Genomic DNA, 18,527 nt, shown 5'->3' with positions numbered 1-18,527 from the left:
CATTTATAAATCTATATAAATTGACAAATAATTATGAACGAGATATATTCAAAAGCTTGGTGTTGGCAGCATAGAGGAGAACCGGAAGATTTAATTTGTAAAGAATATAAAATCAGAGAAGTTGAAGATGATGAAGTACTCATTAAAAATACTGTCATAGGACTTAATCCGGTTGATTGGAAACTGATATCATCCGGCAATCCTTCATGGGTAAAAGATCAGATTCCCGGAGTAGATGGAGCCGGTATTGTTATTAAAACAGGAAAGAAAATGAAGCGTATACAAATCGGAGCAAGAGTATGTTATCATTCTGATCTTACCCAAGCAGGCAGTTTTTCCAATTATACTATTCTTAAAGGGAACCGCATTATGCATATTCCTGAAAAACTTAGTGATTATGCAGCTGCAGCATTTCCTTGTCCATCCTTAACCGCCTGGCAGGCTATGCAGAAGATTCCGGATATACATAATAAAAATGTACTAATAAGCGGAGCAGGAGGATCGGTAGGATATTTTCTTACCCAATTAATTCTGAATGCAGGAGCTAAGGTTTATATAACTGCCGATCTCCAACATCATAACGAATTTTATAAGATGGGAGTTAGTAAAGCAGTCGACTATAAAAATGATGATTGGAAAAATGAAATAAAAGAGGCTCTACCCGGAAGTAACTTTGATGTTATTTTTGACACGGTTAGTGGAAATCATGCTTCTCAACTTTTAGATCTAGCAGCCTATTATGGACATATAGTTGCCATACAAGGAAGAGTAGATACTAATCCTTTACCTCCATTTTCAACTTGTGTTTCCTTACATGAAATCGCTTTGGGAGCATTTCACCGATTTGCATCGGAAAAACAAACGGTTCAATTAATGACTGATGGGGAGAAACTTTTACAACAAATCAGTACAGGTAAATTAAAGTTGAGAGATCAAAAAATCAGCAGTTTTGACCGTTTACCTACTCATCTGGCCGAAATGAAACATACTAATTCCAGTTATAAATATCTTATTGAAGTATAGATAATTTTTTATAATAAAATGGTGTAATAAAGGAAGCAAACCTATTGATAAGAATATATGATAAACTATTGGTGATTATTAATAAATTATGTCTTCAAGAAATATTTATTTTATATAATTTGAAGATTTTATAAATAATAAGCATGTAAATTTAAATAAGTCTACTATGAATTATTGCTATAATTTGTCTATAAACTATAAATAATACATCGTAAAAAGAATACGTCATCATATTTGTGTTAATTGAAGTAGGATATAAAGTTACATATTTAAGGGAAATGCCTAAATTTGTACATTCACTAGTAATTAAAAACAATGAACCTAAAGTCTTATATAAAAGAACAAAGTATACAAGCAATTGAAAATTTATTTCAACAGAAAGTTGAAGATGTTGAAATACAAATAACTAAAGATGAATTTGAAGGAGATTATACTTTAGTGGTTTTTCCCTTTGTTAAGCTAGTGAAACAGAAGCCGGAGGAAATAGCCAATAAAATAGGATCATATCTTACAGCTAAAGAGGAATTTGTTGCTTTTAATGTAGTTAAAGGCTTTCTTAACCTCTCTTTAAATCCGACCGTTTTTACTAAACTATTAAAAGAAAAATATTCAGTTAAAGATTTTAAGCTTACGAAAAAGCATACTGAAAAAATAATGGTTGAGTATTCCTCTCCGAATACCAATAAACCAATTCATTTAGGACATATAAGAAATAATTTATTAGGATTTTCAATTAGTAACATCTTAAAAGCAGCAGGAAATGAGGTGTTGAGAGGACAAATAATTAATGATAGGGGCATTCATATTTGCAAGTCCATGTTGGCATGGAAAAAATATGGAAATGGTGAAACTCCACAAACAACAGGAATCAAAGGAGATCATTTGGTAGGAAAATATTATGTTATTTTCGATCAAAAATACAAAGATGAAATACAATCTTTAATTTCATCGGGAATGGATGCAGATGAAGCTAAGAAAAAAGCACCCATTCTTTTAGAAGCTCAAGAAATGTTGAAAAAGTGGGAAGACGGCGATGCGGAAATAAAAGCTTTGTGGAAAGAGATGAACAGTTGGGTGTATTCAGGTTTCGAGAAAACATATCAAAGACTAGGAGTGTCTTTTGATTTAGTCCAATATGAAAGTGACACCTATTTGCTGGGAAAAGATGTTATTGAAGAAGGACTTAAAAAAGGAATTTTATTTAAAAAAGAAGATGGATCTGTTTGGGCAGACTTAACAGAAGAGGGATTAGATCAAAAATTATTGTTGAGAGGAGACGGAACCTCTGTCTATATCACACAAGACTTAGGAACAGCCGTTGAAAGATTTACCCGTTATCATCTTAATGAATTAATCTATACAGTAGGAAATGAACAAGACTATCATTTTCAGGTATTGTTTCTAATTTTAAAAAAATTAGGGTATCAATGGGCAGATAAATTATATCATCTTTCCTACGGAATGGTAGATTTACCAAGTGGAAAGATGAAATCAAGAGAAGGTACGGTGGTTGATGCAGATGAATTAATGGAAGAAATGCATCAAGAAGCAGTTAAAAAAACTTCCGAATTAGGAAAATTAGAAGGCTACACCGAAAATGAAAAAGAACAAGTGAATGAACTTATTGGCTTAGGCGCATTAAAGTATTTTATTTTGAAAGTTGATCCTAAGAAACGAATTTTATTCGACCCTAATGAAAGTATCGAATTCAATGGAAATACCGGTCCGTTTATCCAATATACATATGCCCGGACTTGTTCCGTGCTTAGAAAAGCCGCAAAGCAAACCTTAGAAATTAAAGATAAAGAATTAAATAAGGCAGAACAAAAATTAATCATACTTTTATCCTCTTATGAGGAACTAATTGAAAAATCTGCTGCAGATTTAAATCCCGCATTAATAGCCAATTATATATACGAAGTCTCTAAAGAATATAACTCTTTCTATCAAAGTAATCGTATCTTGGATGCCGAAAATGAATCAGAGCAACAACTGCGTTTGGCAATAACTCAATGGACCGGAAATGTGATTAGACACGGGTTAAGTTTATTGGGTATCGGGGCACCGGAAAGAATGTAGTATGTTGTATGATTTAGAAAACATATTAAAACAAAAAGATATAAATCCCACAGCCATGCGTTTATTGGTTTTAGATTATTTTCTAAAACAAAATACCGCTTTATCCTTATCGGATTTGGAGTCTGGTTTTGATTATTCTGACCGAACTACTCTATTCAGGACTTTAAAGACTTTTGAAAAAAAAGGATTATTGCATACTATAAATGATGGACATATAACTGTTTATGCCTTATGTATGGATAATTGTTCTGAGGAGCAACATGCTGACAGCCATATGCATTTTTGTTGCAAAAATTGTAAAAAAATATACTGTATGTGGACTGTAAGAACGCCGAATATAAACATTCCAGAAGGATTTATCGCTGAAAAATTAGATATTGTTATTCATGGATTATGTAATGATTGTGCAGAGAAACCTATCTAAAAATTAACAGAAAAAGCAGAAAATTAGTAACTTTGTACACTCATGGAAAACTTTGTAGTTTCAGCCCGAAAATATAGACCTTTAGAATTTGATGCTGTTGTAGGGCAAAGTCACATAACCAATACTTTGGAACATGCCATTGATAATAATCAATTAGCTCAGGCATTGCTTTTCTGTGGACCTAGAGGAGTAGGTAAAACTACATGTGCCCGTATTTTAGCTAGGAAAATTAATGAAAAATACGGAGAGACTGATGAGAATGATTTTGCATTCAATATATTTGAATTAGATGCAGCTTCCAATAATTCTGTAGACGATATACGGAATCTGATTGAACAAGTGCGTTACGCTCCTCAGGTAGGAAAATATAAAGTATATATCATTGATGAGGTGCACATGCTGTCTAATGCTGCTTTTAATGCTTTTTTGAAAACATTGGAAGAGCCACCTGCACATGCTATTTTTATTTTGGCAACAACAGAAAAGCAAAAGATTATTCCTACCATTCTTTCAAGATGTCAGATTTACGACTTCAAGAGAATTGAAGTAAACGATATAAACAATCATTTAAAAAAAATAGCTCAAGAAGAAGGCATTCAATATGAAGAAGATGCTTTGTATATTATCGCCCAAAAAGCAGACGGGGGATTACGCGATGCTCTTTCTATGTTTGACCGACTCGTTACTTTTACTCAAAAAAACTTAACAGTTGCATCCGTTACAGAAAACCTAAGCATTCTTGATTATGAATATTATTTTAAAATAACGGATTTAGCTTTAAAAAATGATATTCCCGGATTACTTTTAGCTTTTAATGATATTATAAAAAAAGGATTTGATCCACAATTATTTATTTCAGGATTAGGAAGTCATTTTAGAGATTTAATGGTAGCACAGAATCCTCAAACAATTTCCCTGTTGGAAGTAGGAGACAATACCAAGCAAAAATATTTGCGACAAGCTCAAAATTGCTCATCCAGATTTTTGATAGACGCTATTGAAATTTGTCATCAGGCTGATATAAACTTTAGGAATAGTAAAAGTCCTAAACTATCCATTGAAATAGCCTTAATGCAATTGGCATCTTTAACAGTTGGTGAATCTCCTACAACTAAAAAAAAAAGTTTAGGATAATACCACCGCCTAATCATCTTCCTGCAAAGCAGGAAAATAAATTAACACCCCAAACCATAAAATCCGAGGAAGAGAAACAGATAGAAAAAGTTGGTAATTCTCAGGTGAAAGATGAAAATAATTTACTTTCAAAACCAATTGTAAAAAGTGGAATACCTCTGGGAAATCAAACTAAGAAAGGATCATTTCTTTCAATAAAGGGATCACTTCACACGGCTTCTCAAAAAGAAGAAAAGGTAGCTAATTTAGATTTTTCCGAAAGAGATAAAGACGATTTTACTGAAGATCAAGTTAAGAGTTTTTGGAATACCTATTTGGAAACTTTAAAAAACCAACCGGTTTTATATAGTGTTTTAAACACGACCCAATGCAGTGTTAAGCCGAATCATACTATTTTTTTTGAATTTCCTTCCAATTCAGCTTATGATGAATTTGAACACTTACGTGAAGATATTTTTCAAAAACTGAAAAAAGAGGTAAATAATTATTCCATTAATTTTAAATATCAAATTAAGGAAACTCAAAGAACGATCCTTCTAACAGATAAAGATAAATACGAAAAAATGGTAAAGGAAAATCCATTATTAGAGAAGTTAAGAAATGATTTTCGATTAGATTTTTAAAATTACTAAAAAAATATAATGACCAATATTTATTTATAAGATTTTTACTGATTAAAAAAGAATAAATTCTTTTTTATAGAATATTAACTAAAATTTATATTCGTGTTTCAATAAATTATCGGATATTTGCAGGGTACTTATACTATTGAAAAAATAATTTAAATGTTATTTTTTTAGTATAAAAATTAGAAGGTCAAGAATAAAAAATAATAAATTTTAAACGAATGAAAAAAAATAAAATCGTTACATTATTAGGTATAATTTGCTCATTATCACTTTCTGCACAAGATAAAATTGAATTAAAAACAGATAAACAAAAATTGTCGTATTCTTTAGCATATAATATTGTTCAAAGTTTAAAACAACAAGATATGTTACAAGATATAGATATTAATATATTTAATCAGACATTTAGGGATGAATTAGCCGGTAAACCATCGATTTTCCCTATGGATTCTGTAAATTCCTTTATGCAGAAATATTTTTCAAAAAAAAGACTGGAATTTGAAAAGAAAAGAAAAGAACAAGGAGAGCTAAATAAAACTCAAGGATTAGCTTTTTTAGAAAAAAATAAAAAGAAAAAAGGAGTAATTACAACTGCATCTGGGTTACAATATGAGGTTTTAGAAAAAAGTAAATCTAATGAAAAGCCAAACGAAGATGATATGGTAAAAGTTAAGTATACCGGTAAACTTCTCGATGGAAAAATATTTGATTCGACAGATAAAAATAATGCAGGTAACCCAATTGAATTTCAATTAAACAGAGTAATTAAAGGTTGGACTGAAGGGGTAGCCTTAATGACCAAAGGGTCAAAATATAGATTTTTCATTCCTTCTGAACTTGCTTATGGAGAAAATGGAGCGGGAATGGATATAGGACCTAATTCTGTATTGATTTTTGATATTGAATTAGTGGATTTCAAAAAACCGGAAGATAATACAGAAAACTCAGCCAATTAAAAAAAATTATATTTAACTATTTAACACAATGATAAAGAAAACAATTTTACTGGCATTAGCAGGTATCAGCCTTGTTGCATGTAATAAGGAAGGACAAAGAGTTACAAAATTAAATACCGATGATGAAAAAGCAGCCTATGCAATTGGCTTAGATCTTGCTCGTAATTTTAAAATTCAAGGGTTTGATAAAGATTTAAATGTAAATATTATTAAACAAGCCATGGAAGACAAATTTGAGGGTAAACAATTATTATTCTCAGAAGATTCCATACAATCTTTTATGACTGTTTATGTTCCTAAACATTTGGAAAAAATAGCAAAAAGAAATGCAGAAGAAAGTAAAAAATTCCTAGAAGAAAATAAAAAGAAAGAAGGCGTTAAAACAACAGCTTCAGGACTACAATATAAAGTTGAAAAAGAAGGAAACGGAGCAAAGCCAACCGATGAAGATATGGTATCCGTAAATTATGTATTGAAAACAACCGATGGTTCCGTGATTGAAGATTCTAAAAAACAAACCGAAGGTAAACCGGCTGATATTCCTTTAGCAAGAGTGGTACCCGGATGGAAAGAAGGGGTTAAATTGATGTCTAAAGGAGCCAAATACATATTATATGTGCCTTCAGACTTAGCCTATGGGGAAAATGGTCCTGCGGGTCCTAATCAAGCTCTAATATTTGAAGTGGAATTGGTAGATTTTAAACCAATGCCTAAAGATGTAAAAAATCAAGCACCTATGCAGATTACACCTCAACAATTAGATGAAGTACAAGAACAAACCCAACAAAAACAAAAATAAATTACTCTTATAAAATAGTAGATGAGGCAGAAAAACTCTTATTTTTAATAAGAGTTTTTCTTTTTATAGAAGCGGCATTACAAATTCATTTAGTAAATTTGTGTTCAAAATTTTACATATGAAGAAAATTCAAATGGTGGATTTAATCAACCAATACCAGCATATAAAACCTACTGTAGATAAAGGATTTGAAGAAGTATTAAACACCGCTTCTTTTATCAATGGACCGCAAGTCAATTCATTTGCTCAAAATTTAGAAAAATATTTAGATGTAAAACATGTTATTCCATGCGGTAATGGTACAGAAGCATTACAAATAGCTCTAATGGCTCTGAATCTACAACCCGGTGATGAAGTCATAACCGCTGATTTTACTTTTGCAGCAACCGTGGAAGTAATTAGCTTGTTAAAGCTGAATTCTGTTTTAGTAGATGTAGATTATGAAACTTTTACTATAAGTCCGGATGCTATAAGAAAAGCCATTACACCTAAAACAAAAGCTATTATTCCTGTGCATTTATTCGGGCAATGTGCAAATATGGAAGAAATTATACAGATTGCAAATGAACACAATTTATATGTTATTGAAGATAATGCCCAAGCAATAGGTTCAGAATATACTTTTAGAAACGGAACTCGTAAAAAATCAGGAACAATGGGGATTATAGGAACCACTTCCTTTTTTCCATCTAAAAATTTAGGTTGTTACGGCGACGGAGGTGCCCTTTTTACAGATAATGATGAATTAGCACATAAAATACGCGGAATTGTTAATCATGGAATGTACAAAAGATATTACCATGATGAAATTGGGGTAAATTCACGATTGGATAGTTTACAGGCTGTAGTCTTGAATGCAAAATTACCTTTATTGGATTCCTATAATGAAAAGAGAAGAAAGGCTGCTGACTATTACGATCAAGCTTTTTCCAATCATCCTAATTTAGTTATTCCTGTAAGAATGGAAAATTATTCCACCCATGTGTTTCATCAATACACGTTAAAAGTGATTAATTCAGATAGAGATGCTTTACAAAAATATCTTTCTGAAAGAGAAGTTCCTGCAATGATATACTATCCTGTACCTTTAAGAAAACAAAAAGCTTACGATAACGGAAATTATAAAGATGAAGATTTTCCGGCAACCAACAAGCTAATCAATGAAGTAATTTCTTTACCTATGCATACGGAATTGCAAGATGATCAGCTAAAATATATTACAGAAACGGTTTTAAGTTTTTTTAAATAAAAACGGTAAAGATCCTAAAAATAAAAAAAGCCTGAGAATATTCTCAGGCTTTTATATTATATTAAATAATTTTTTATTGTTTAAACTTATAATATCTGGCACCCAGTAATACAGGATTTTCATGTTCAATACTTTCCAACATATATTCATTTTTAGGAGCAAGTACAGATGTTTTTAATTCTTTTTTATATAAAGCATGATAAGTATCCATATCAATAGCTTGAGTTTGTTCTAATGTTTCAAACAAGTGAAGCTTTTCAGATTGAGTTTTCCATTCCTTTTCAATCACACCTTCAAACGCCTTCGATTTTGAACCGCTACCATAAGCTAAAAAGCCAAATTTTTCTCCGATAATTTCGGAATTGTTTTTTACATGATAATACAAGGTAGATAATAATCCCATAAAAATTGATCCGGTATACATATTTCCAATATTGGAAGATGCAACTTCGGCAGGAGCAAACTTTTCTTGTACAAAAGATTTATATTCCGGAGTTTTACTTATTTCCTTGAGTTTATCGGTGTATTCCTTTTCTTGAGGGGGTAAAGATTCTTTTAAATCGGAATCTAAAGCATATATTTCAGAAAACATTCTTCTCCCTTGAAAAGAATAAGGAGAATGCACAATTATATTTTTCCACTGTTGATAAAGAGTGGTTTCAGCGCCTAATAATTTTTTAAGATGAAAATAGGCACCCTTTAGTCTATTCTGATAACAGGTATTTGAATATTGACCGTCAAAAATAGGTTGTTCCTTAAAAAGATTGATTTCGTCTTCTTCTATTCCAAACCAAACCGGATTATTATCTTTTTCAGTGACTTCTTTTTTAGATAAGCTTCTTTTAGGCTTAAAAAAGTCAAAAACCCCTTTTGTACTAATTCCAATTTTATTTTTGATAGAAATGATTCTTGGATTTGCAGACAATAATAAAGCTACAGCACCTGCTCCTTGTGTATATTCTCCGGTAGAATTCAGGTCATATTTTGCATAATCCGTACCGATGACTATTGCTTTTTTATCAGGATTTACTCTAATATAATCTAATGAATTATGTAGGGCATCTACCCCTCCAATACAGGCAAAAGTAAGGTCTACCACATCGCAATGCTCAAAAGAACCTTCCCCATAAAGATCTTCCATTAGGGATACCAGAAAAGATCCGATAGGTTTGGAAGAATCAATACCGCTTTCTGTACCTATATAGATTCGGTTAATTTCTTCCGGGCGCAATCCTTCTTGCTCCAATAACTTTTTTAGAGCGTTAGCGGCAAAAACTATTACGTCTTGATGAACATCAGGAAGCGACATTTTAAGTAAACCTAAACCCTTTTCAAGCTTTGCAGGTTCAATGTCCCTAGCAATTGCTAATTCTTTTATAGGTAAATATATTTTCGGGATATCAAAAGAAAACGCGTCAATACCCACTTTTACATCATAATTCATAATATCAATAAATTCTTCACAAAAGTAGTAAAAACAAATGTATTTTAGGTTGGTATAAAGTTTTATCAAAAGGAAAAGTAACTAGTGTTTATACTGTTTAAGTTGAAAAATTTAAATTTATAAATCTTAAATATTTTCATAAAGTACCTATACAGAATAATTTATTTAAAGCTATAATCAAATATCTAAAAAAACATTGGATGAAAAAAGGTATAAAAAAACTAAATTTGAATTGTCTTTATGATATTTATCATATAATTATAATCCAATATAACAATAATAAAAAGAATTTTTTAAGAAATAATTATTAAAAAATTACCATATATAAGCTGCAATATATTCCGTATTTTTGCCTGTAAAAATCATTGAGAAATGGGTAAATTACAAGAGGATTTTTTTAAATATCAAGCAAAAACAACTTTTTATGCCTCAGGTTTTGAAGTAGACAAAGCTGTAGGAAATTATATATACGGAAAAGATGGCAAGGCATATCTGGACTTTGTAGCGGGAGTTTCGGCAAATACTTTAGGTCATTCCCACCCGAAAGTTATTCAAGCGATTAAAGATCAGGCGGATAAATACTTACACGTAATGGTATATGGAGAATATGCCATGGAAAAGCCGGTGCAGATATGTAAAATGTTATCGGAAAATTTACCGGATCCGCTCCATACAACCTATTTGGTCAATTCCGGAACGGAAGCCATAGAAGCATCCATGAAGTTAGCTAAACGATATACAGGCAGGCAAGAAATCATTTCGTTTATTGATGCTTATCACGGAAACTCGCAAGGTTCCTTGAGTTTAGCCGGTAGGGATACTAATAAAAAGCCTTTTGAGCCTTTATTGCCTCAAATTAATTTTATACGCTTTAATAAAGAAGAAGATTTAGCTAAAATAACTGAAAAAACAGCGGGAGTAGTAGTTGAAACCATTCAAGGGGCGGCAGGATTTATAACCCCTGAAAACAATTATTTGAAAAAATTAAAAAACAGATGTGAAGAAGTCGGAGCATTACTAATATTAGACGAGATACAGCCCGGATTTGGCAGAACAGGTAAGTTATTTGCTTTTCAGTGGTACGACCTGGTTCCCGACATCTTGGCCATGGGGAAAGGTATGGCCGGAGGAATTCCGATAGGAGCCTTTATGGCTTCTGCTGAAATGATGGATACTTTAGCAGATCATCCTAAACTAGGCCATGTAACCACTTTCGGCGGTAATCCTATTCCGGCTGCAGCAGCTTGTGCGGTTATGGAAGAATTATTGACAACCGATTTGATGGATCAAGTTCACAGCAAAGAAAAATTATACAGAGAAAAATTAAAACATAAGGAAATTCTCTCCATTAACGGAAGAGGTCTAATGTTGGCTGTGCAACTAAGATCACCTGAATTTAGCTTAAAAGTTGCTGAAAGATGTATGCATAAAGGATTAATCGTTTTTTGGCAATTATACAGAAATGAATTCTTACGAATTTCGCCTCCATTAACCATTACTCCGGAAGAGATTATTAAAGGATGTGATATTATTTTAGAATCTATCGATGAAGTAGCTAAAGAATTTTAAATTGTACTAAGTTTAAAACGAATAATAATTCAAGTTTTAATTAAACCAATAACTAATCAAGTAAAGATAGTATTCTTATCTTTACTTCACAAAAAAACTAAAATTAAATAATATGGCAACTGCACACATTCAGGCAGAATTCGGAGAAATTGCAAAAACAGTATTGATGCCCGGAGATCCATTAAGGGCTAAATATATAGTGGATAAATATTTAGAAAATCCAATACAATTTAATTCTGTCAGGAACATGCTTGGATATACCGGTCTTTATAAAGGAAAAAAAATATCTATTATGGGATCCGGTATGGGAATGCCAAGTATAGGTATCTATTCTTATGAGCTATTCTCTCAGTACGGAGTTGACACTATTATACGAATTGGTTCAGCAGGTTCGTATGTTGAAGACATTAAAATATATGACGTAGTATTAGGAAATAGCGCATATAGTGAATCCTCTTATGCAAAAGTTCAGTCAGGATACGACAAAGATAAAACCTATCCGTCAGAAGAATTAAATGTATTTATTGCAAAGAAAGCAATTGAATTGAACATTTCAATTCATGAAGCTTGTATACATTCCAGTGATGTTTTTTATGTAGAAGGAGGAACAGATTATAAAAAATTAATTCAAGATCATGGTTGCGGTTGCGTAGAAATGGAAAGTTTTGCTCTATTCCATAATGCCCAAGTTTTAGGTAAGAATGCAGCTTGTTTATTGACCATCTCTGATTCATTCATTACAAAAGAAAATATATCAGCACAGGAGAGACAATCCTCTTTTGATACGATGATGGTTCTAGCTTTGGAATCAGCTATCGGTTTTCAATAAAAATTCATGATAAATAAAGTTAAAGGCAAGTAATTTTTACTTGCCTTTTTTATGAATATATTATAATACATTTATAAATTTAGTTAGTAGGGCCACCAACTTATCGAAGGCATACAGAGAAACTTCTGAATCGTATATATCATGATATCCGCTTTTTACCCCTAAAGTATAAATATAAAAAGAAGGAACTCCTTTTTCGTAAAAAGGGCAATGATCACTATTACAGGCACTTCCTCTGATTTTAACCTGTTTTAAATAATTATACATATAACTTATATTGTCAAGCTTAGTAAATTGCTTAAAATACTCTTTGCCGTTTACAACTTGAATTCCATCTTCTCCCGTACCTACCATATCAAAATTTATTAAAAATTTAATTTTCTTTAGATCGAACAAAGGATGATCCACAAAATATTGAGAACCTTTTAATCCTGCCTCTTCTCCGGCAAAAGCAATAAATACTATATCAAAATTGGGTTTGTTTTTTTCAAAAACTTTAGCCATTGAAAGTAGCAGAGCAACACCACTGGCATTATCATTTGCACCGGGAAATATAACGTCATTAATTTTACCCAGATGATCATAATGAGCAGTTAATACAATAAGGCTGTCAGAACGTTTGCCTTTTATATAACCTACTACATTATTAGCTTCAAAATTAGGTTCAAAATGGGTTTTTATATCTAAAGTAATAGATGAGATAGTATCAGGTACGGATTGATTATTAATAAATAAATTAACGGTTTTAGTCTGTTTAGGACTTAAAGAATGTATAAATTTTGATGAAGTTTGTTGTATTACCAATGGAATTGAAATATCCCAAACTTCATTACAAATAAGTTGCGGAATCTCACGATATAATTGATTTGCCGATTCCTCCTGTAAAATCAGGTTATCCGGGAAAATTTTATTCGGAAAAACCACTGAACGGGTATTTATTTTTTCCAATTCTTTATCAATATAAGAACGGTCATTCCACTCAAATAAGCTGTCAATTACCCCCGTATTAAATACAACTGGAGAAAAAGTTCCCTTTAAAGATGGCGAACCGGCACCAACCAAATAATCTGAACCTAATTTCAGTTCTTTGCCATTCACAGAAACAAAACTTTTGTCTATGATATTAATTGGATAAGAAAAGGATTGGAAATACGAATTATGAATTTTAGATAAACCATTTTTTTCAAATTGTGCAGCAATTTCTTCCGATGTTTTTTTCATTCCGTCTTCAACATAGCCTCGACCGGCAAATTCGGAAGAAGTTAGTTTTTTTATCACTTGTTCCGCATATACTTTAGGCGTTTGCGCTATGGATAAATTAAAGAAAAAAATAATTAAAACAATATAACTTTTTGAAATCAGCTTGTTAGTTATGGGCATCTTGAATATAAGGTTTTGATTGATTGGATGGTATTTTAAAATTAACTCGTAAAGTATAATAAGACCGAACATGCTTTTTATTTAATATGGCCGAATTCCATCTGGCTTGTGTTTTCTTTAAAACACGAATAATTTCATCGGCACATCCGTATCCTATATCTTTTAAAATTTCAAAATTAGTAATTGTGCCGTTTTTTTCAATAACAAATTTCACAATCACTTTTCCTTGAACATGGTTGTTAATGGCTTTAACAGGATATTCAAGATTAGAAGATAAAATTTTGAGTAATTGCTTTCGTCCTCCTTCATATTCTCCTTTTATTTGGACCTGATACGGTTCATAAATGTTACTTTTAGGTAACGATGGTTTTTCTTGAGCAGAAACAATATTATAAAATAAAATAATGACAATAAATGATAGAAATGTGTGTATGTTTTTTTTTAACATAAAAAGTGGTTTTGTTAAAATTTATACGTATTAAATATTTATACGAGGTAAATTGGTAATAATTTTTCAAATATACGGGATAATTTTTTTAGGTTTAAATAATTTCAAAATTTAAATTCAATCGGTGGAGAGATTTTTTGTTAACTTCTGGATAATAGGTTCATTTAGATGGATAAGCCTGATTTTTTTTATCCTAAATTTATAATGAATGTAAATAATATTTTACTATAGAATTCATTATTCTATGAATGAAATTCAATATCTGACAAATGACTTTGTCACTAAAGACAGAATAAACTAGTAAGCAAACAACTATTCATATTCATTACCAATTTAAACACCATAAATAAAATTTAACTTAATTAAGTGTTAAAAGAATCTAAATAAAAATGAAATTCTTATTTTTGAGAAAGATTACTATATCATAATACATAAAGATGATTATTTAAAATTTCCCATGAAAAAAATAGCAGTAACAGCAGCCCTACTATTCACGCTCTTATCCCATTCACAAAATTATCCTAAAAATTTTGCATCCCCTTTAACTATACCTATTTATTTATCTGCTAATTATGGAGAACTACGAAAAAACCATTTTCATTCCGGTTTGGATATGAAAACCCAACAGAGAACAGGATTATCTGTGTTGGCTTCTCAAGATGGTTATATTTCTAGAATTAATATTTCACCCTATGGATACGGTAAAGCAATTTATATAGATCATCCCAATGGATACACAACGGTATATGGTCATTTAAGCGAATTGAAAGGAGCCATTGAAGAAAGAGCACGTAAAGAACAATATAAAAATAAAAGTTTTACTGTTGATTTTTATTTGAAACCGGGAGAACTTCCAATAAAAAAAGGAGAAATTATCGCACTTTCAGGAAACACCGGTGGATCCGGGGGACCTCATTTACATTTTGAAGTTAGAGATACCAAAACAGAAGAAATATTAAATCCGTTTTTATTCGGATACGATGTTAAAGATCAAATAAAACCTTTATTAAGAGGCACATGGATTTATCCTGTAAAAGGACAGGTAAACGGCAGTAGTTCTAAAATTATAACATCTGAAGGTGGAAGTTATACCGTATCAGGAGAAATTGGTTTCGGTGTAAAAGCATACGATCAACAGAGCGGATCTCAAAATTTAAACGGAGTTTATTTTATTAAAACTTGGGTTAACGGTCAAATTCTATCCATATTTCAAGCGGATAAGCATTCTTTTAGTGAAACCCGTTCTATTAATGCTTCCGTGGATTATCCCGAATTATTGGCTAACAACAGTTGGATATATCGCACTTATTTATTACCGGGTAATTCTTTGCAGATGTATGAACAAAAGGTTAATCGAGGAATTTTAAAAGTAGAAGCAGGTAAAACGTATCAAGTTAAAATAGAAGTGGGAGACTATGCCGGTAATGTTACCGCACGAAGTTTCACCATGAATGGTATTGCTTATAAAAATACAAATGATGGGGAAAAAATAAAATCAGGAAATGAACTTTTAAACGTAAATTTTAAAAATCCATATTCATTTAAACAGGATGGATTGTTTGTAAATTTTGAAAAAGGATCTTTTTATGAAGATTTCACTTTTAATTATAAAAAAATCGGAAGTAATCAATACCAAGTGCATCAATCATCAGTTCCTATTCACAAAAAATATGAAATCACCATAACACCCGATTGGAGCAATTTGGATAAATCTAAAGCAGATAAATATGTTATTATCAGAGAATCAAATTACGGTCCATTAAAAAAAGAATATTTAGATACCTCTTATGAAAACGGAAAATATAAAGCAACTCCTAAAGATTTTGGAAAATTCTATCTGGCTATAGATGAATCAATACCTACTATTAGCTGTCCGATGCTCACAAAATCAAAAAAAATAGGAAATAAATTATCATTTAAAATTAAAGACACAGGATCGGGAATTAAAACCTTTGATGTTTTTATCGATGGAAAATGGGTACTTGCTGAATATGAATATAAGCAAAACAGCCTATTTGTTTCTAACTTAGAAAAAGAAGGAATTCGATCAGGTAAGCATCAAGTTGAGGTAATAGTTACCGATAAAGTGAATAATAAAAAGATATATACGAGCGACTTTGAAAAATTATAAAATTCTAACATTTCTAGTCTTATGGACGATCTCCTATAGTGTATGGGGGCAGACCATAACTATTTCGGGTAAAATACAAGATAATCACGGTAAGCCAATATCCGAAGCTAAGATTTATGCAAATCCGGAACCATTTTCCATATCTGATAATAATGGAAATTATGGATTACAAGTACCTTCCCACACTACTATAACTTTAACCGTTGAACATAAGGGGTATTTATCAGATACAAAAACTTTTATAACGTCTGATCAAGATATCAAGATGGATTTTAATCTTATGCTCGATAAAGAAAAAGAAATTCCTGAAGTTGTGTTTAAAGGAACTCGAAAAAAAACGGCTGATATAACTATGCAGCAGATTGATGTACACAATCTTGATAATACACCTACTCTTTCCGGAGGAGTAGAAGAAATTTTAAATACGGTTTTTGTAAGTACGGCCAGTGAGTTAAGTTCACTTTATAGAGTTAGAGGTGGAAATTACGATGAAAATTTAGTCTATATAAATGGAGTAGAAATATATAAGCCCTTAACCGTGCGAAGCGGACAACAAGAAGGAATGAGTATCATAAATCCGGATATGGTTTCTTCCATTAATTTTTCTGCCGGAGGATTTGAGTCTCGATACGGAGATAAAATGTCGAGCGTGTTGGATATTCAATACAGGAAACCTCGAAAATTTGAATCTAGTCTGGAAGCAAGTTTATTAGGGGGCGGAGCAACTGTTGGGTATGCAGACAAAAAAAATAAATTTTCGGGAATTGTAGGTGCAAGATATAGAAATACGGATCTCATTTTAAATACTTTTGATGGAGATACGGATTTCAACCCGCAATATTTTGATGTACAAAGTTATCTTCAGTATACCTGGACTCCTCAATGGAAATTGTCATTTTTAGGAAATTATGCTTCCAATGATTATACAATGGAACCCAAAAATAGAGAAGTAGAATTTGGAACTTTACAACAGCCAATCAAGCTAAATGTTGCCTATAATGGGAATGAAAAAGATAAATATAGAACGGCTAACGGGACAGTCTCTTTAGAATTTAAACCTTCAAATAAACTAGCCTTTAATTTAGATGGATATGCTTTTCATTCTAAAGAGCAGGAATATTTTGATATTTCAGCCGGATATAGGTTACAAGAAGCAGATCAGGATACAGGCGATTTCTTGCCTTCCTTCAATTCAGGAGGACAAATAAATCACGGGAGAAACAATTTGGATATGTTGGTTTTAGGTACACAATTAAAGGCTAAATATAATTTAAACGTAAATTCAGCATTTGAAGCAGGTTTTCAATACCAACATGAAGATATAAGAAACCTTAAAAACGAATGGCAGCTTATTGATTCGGCAGGATATGTCATACCAAGACCTTTAGTACCGCCGGGAAATTTAGATGAATCCGATTTGATTTTAATAAATCATGTTTCAGCTAATAATAAGTTAAAATCCAATCGAGTTAATGGATACTTGCAATATTCAACTAAATTCATGTGGAATACCACTCGTGTATTAATTAATGGAGGAGTTCGAGTAACCCATTGGGATTTCAATGGAGAAACCAATGTGAGTCCTCGAGCACAAATTGCTTTAAAGCCGGATTGGAAGATAGATATGCTTTTTCGTTTTGCTACGGGTTTCTACTATCAACCCCCTTTTTATAAAGAAGCTTTACGATTAGACGGTACGCTTAATGATAAAATTAAATCGCAACGTTCCATACATTTTATTTTAGGTAATGACTTTGAGTTTAAAATGCTCAACAAACATCCATTTAAATTAACAACGGAAATTTATTACAAGAAATTAGATGATTTAATACCCTATTTTGTAGATAATGTCAGGATAATTTATACCGGAGATAATAATTCCAAAGGGTATGCCTATGGAATAGATGCCCGATTGAATGGTGAATTTGTAGAGGGTGCCGAATCGTGGTTATCGGTTTCTTACGGTAAAACCGAAGAGAATATTGACGGAAGAGGTTATATACCGCGTCCGACAGATCCGAGATTTAAAATTGGATTATTTTTTCAGGATTATATGAAGAAATATCCTCAATTTAAAGCCAATGTAAATTTAGTCTATGCATCCGGTCTTCCCAACGGAGCCCCTTTATATTCAGATCCGTATAACTATCAAACCACCTTATCGGATTATAAACGAGCCGATGTTGGCTTGACTTATGTTTTTGTGGATCAAAAAAAGAATAAAGCTCATATCGGTACCTCTTGGGATAAGTTTAAGGAGTTATCGTTGGGGTTAGAAATATTTAATGTTTTTGATGTCAGAAATACGGTCAGTAATGATTGGATCAGAGATGTCAATTCAACTTCTTATTATGCAGTACCTAATAAACTAACGGGAAGGTTTTTTAATGTAAAATTAAATGTAAAATTATAGCCTAGAATCTCCTAATCAGG

15 protein-coding genes are annotated in these 18,527 nt (G+C 31.7%); 12 read left to right on the top strand and 3 right to left on the bottom strand.

Annotation, left to right across the window (positions count from 1 at the left end):
- Window positions 1–33: 33 nt before the first annotated feature.
- From G8C41_RS06720 to G8C41_RS06685, 8 genes are all read left to right on the top strand, one after another.
- Window positions 34–1,023: an alcohol dehydrogenase catalytic domain-containing protein gene (locus G8C41_RS06720; protein WP_166006849.1), complete on the top strand. Its 990-nt coding sequence runs from the start codon at window positions 34–36 to the stop codon at window positions 1,021–1,023.
- 315 nt (window positions 1,024–1,338) lie between these two features.
- Window positions 1,339–3,102, top strand: coding sequence for an arginine--tRNA ligase (gene argS, locus G8C41_RS06715; RefSeq protein ID WP_166006847.1), 1,764 nt, complete (start codon window positions 1,339–1,341; stop codon window positions 3,100–3,102).
- 1 nt (window position 3,103) lies between these two features.
- Window positions 3,104–3,526, top strand: coding sequence for a Fur family transcriptional regulator (locus G8C41_RS06710; protein ID WP_166006845.1), 423 nt, complete (start codon window positions 3,104–3,106; stop codon window positions 3,524–3,526).
- A 42-nt stretch (window positions 3,527–3,568) separates the two neighbouring features.
- Entirely contained in the window at window positions 3,569–4,660 is a 1,092-nt protein-coding gene (gene dnaX / locus G8C41_RS06705; protein WP_166006843.1) for a DNA polymerase III subunit gamma/tau, read from the top strand.
- 104 nt (window positions 4,661–4,764) lie between these two features.
- Window positions 4,765–5,283: a hypothetical protein gene (locus G8C41_RS06700; RefSeq protein WP_166006842.1), complete on the top strand. Its 519-nt coding sequence runs from the start codon at window positions 4,765–4,767 to the stop codon at window positions 5,281–5,283.
- Window positions 5,284–5,507: 224 nt separating this feature from the next.
- Window positions 5,508–6,245, top strand: coding sequence for an FKBP-type peptidyl-prolyl cis-trans isomerase (locus tag G8C41_RS06695; protein WP_166006840.1), 738 nt, complete (start codon window positions 5,508–5,510; stop codon window positions 6,243–6,245).
- Between the two features lie 28 nt (window positions 6,246–6,273).
- Window positions 6,274–7,044 (top strand): FKBP-type peptidyl-prolyl cis-trans isomerase, encoded by a 771-nt coding sequence (locus G8C41_RS06690; protein WP_166006838.1) that lies wholly within the window; start codon window positions 6,274–6,276, stop codon window positions 7,042–7,044.
- 118 nt (window positions 7,045–7,162) lie between these two features.
- Entirely contained in the window at window positions 7,163–8,293 is a 1,131-nt protein-coding gene (locus G8C41_RS06685; protein ID WP_160568307.1) for a DegT/DnrJ/EryC1/StrS family aminotransferase, read from the top strand.
- Between the two features lie 73 nt (window positions 8,294–8,366).
- Here G8C41_RS06685 and G8C41_RS06680 read toward each other — a convergent pair whose 3' ends face one another.
- Entirely contained in the window at window positions 8,367–9,737 is a 1,371-nt protein-coding gene (locus G8C41_RS06680) for a hydroxymethylglutaryl-CoA synthase family protein (RefSeq protein WP_166006836.1), read from the bottom strand.
- 372 nt (window positions 9,738–10,109) lie between these two features.
- Here G8C41_RS06680 and G8C41_RS06675 point away from each other — a divergent pair, with 372 nt between their 5' ends.
- Window positions 10,110–11,306 carry an aspartate aminotransferase family protein gene (locus G8C41_RS06675; protein WP_160557828.1) on the top strand — a complete coding sequence of 399 codons (1,197 nt, stop codon included), beginning with the start codon at window positions 10,110–10,112 and terminating at the stop codon, window positions 11,304–11,306.
- A gap of 112 nt (window positions 11,307–11,418) precedes the next feature.
- The gene (gene deoD, locus G8C41_RS06670) at window positions 11,419–12,135 is read left to right on the top strand and encodes a purine-nucleoside phosphorylase (protein ID WP_160543010.1); all 717 of its coding nucleotides are present in this window, start codon (window positions 11,419–11,421) and stop codon (window positions 12,133–12,135) included.
- Window positions 12,136–12,195: 60 nt separating this feature from the next.
- On the opposite strand, the gene G8C41_RS06665 is transcribed toward deoD, so the two are convergent.
- Together G8C41_RS06665 and G8C41_RS06660 are read right to left on the bottom strand one after the other, a co-directional pair.
- The gene (locus tag G8C41_RS06665) at window positions 12,196–13,515 is read right to left on the bottom strand and encodes a M28 family metallopeptidase (protein WP_166006834.1); all 1,320 of its coding nucleotides are present in this window, start codon (window positions 13,513–13,515) and stop codon (window positions 12,196–12,198) included.
- Complete coding sequence (locus tag G8C41_RS06660; protein ID WP_166006832.1) at window positions 13,502–13,963, bottom strand: energy transducer TonB; 462 nt, start codon at window positions 13,961–13,963, stop codon at window positions 13,502–13,504. Before G8C41_RS06660 ends, G8C41_RS06665 begins: the two co-directional genes overlap by 14 nt.
- Window positions 13,964–14,420: 457 nt before the next feature.
- Here G8C41_RS06660 and G8C41_RS06655 point away from each other — a divergent pair, with 457 nt between their 5' ends.
- Together G8C41_RS06655 and G8C41_RS06650 are read left to right on the top strand one after the other, a co-directional pair.
- Entirely contained in the window at window positions 14,421–16,094 is a 1,674-nt protein-coding gene (locus tag G8C41_RS06655) for a M23 family metallopeptidase (RefSeq protein ID WP_166006830.1), read from the top strand.
- Window positions 16,081–18,507, top strand: a complete 2,427-nt coding sequence (locus G8C41_RS06650) for a TonB-dependent receptor (protein ID WP_255466923.1) — start codon at window positions 16,081–16,083, stop codon at window positions 18,505–18,507. Before G8C41_RS06655 ends, G8C41_RS06650 begins: the two co-directional genes overlap by 14 nt.
- Window positions 18,508–18,527 lie beyond the last annotated feature (20 nt).

This window comes from Apibacter sp. B3706, assembly GCF_011082725.1.
Taxonomy (GTDB): domain Bacteria; phylum Bacteroidota; class Bacteroidia; order Flavobacteriales; family Weeksellaceae; genus Apibacter.
This window is presented reverse-complemented; position numbering and strand designations above follow the sequence as displayed.

Bases quoted from the DNA above. Each gene is read 5' to 3' on its own strand.
- G8C41_RS06710 (WP_166006845.1), top strand. From the start codon at position 3,104: ATGTTGTATGATTTAGAAAACATATTAAAACAAAAAGATATAAATCCC.
- G8C41_RS06665 (WP_166006834.1), bottom strand. From the start codon at position 13,515: ATGCCCATAACTAACAAGCTGATTTCAAAAAGTTATATTGTTTTAATT.
- G8C41_RS06680 (WP_166006836.1), bottom strand. From the start codon at position 9,737: ATGAATTATGATGTAAAAGTGGGTATTGACGCGTTTTCTTTTGATATC.
- deoD (WP_160543010.1), top strand. From the start codon at position 11,419: ATGGCAACTGCACACATTCAGGCAGAATTCGGAGAAATTGCAAAAACA.
- G8C41_RS06690 (WP_166006838.1), top strand. From the start codon at position 6,274: ATGATAAAGAAAACAATTTTACTGGCATTAGCAGGTATCAGCCTTGTT.
- dnaX (WP_166006843.1), top strand. From the start codon at position 3,569: ATGGAAAACTTTGTAGTTTCAGCCCGAAAATATAGACCTTTAGAATTT.
- argS (WP_166006847.1), top strand. From the start codon at position 1,339: ATGAACCTAAAGTCTTATATAAAAGAACAAAGTATACAAGCAATTGAA.
- G8C41_RS06720 (WP_166006849.1), top strand. From the start codon at position 34: ATGAACGAGATATATTCAAAAGCTTGGTGTTGGCAGCATAGAGGAGAA.
- G8C41_RS06660 (WP_166006832.1), bottom strand. From the start codon at position 13,963: ATGTTAAAAAAAAACATACACACATTTCTATCATTTATTGTCATTATT.
- G8C41_RS06675 (WP_160557828.1), top strand. From the start codon at position 10,110: ATGGGTAAATTACAAGAGGATTTTTTTAAATATCAAGCAAAAACAACT.
- G8C41_RS06655 (WP_166006830.1), top strand. From the start codon at position 14,421: ATGAAAAAAATAGCAGTAACAGCAGCCCTACTATTCACGCTCTTATCC.
- G8C41_RS06685 (WP_160568307.1), top strand. From the start codon at position 7,163: ATGAAGAAAATTCAAATGGTGGATTTAATCAACCAATACCAGCATATA.
- G8C41_RS06695 (WP_166006840.1), top strand. From the start codon at position 5,508: ATGAAAAAAAATAAAATCGTTACATTATTAGGTATAATTTGCTCATTA.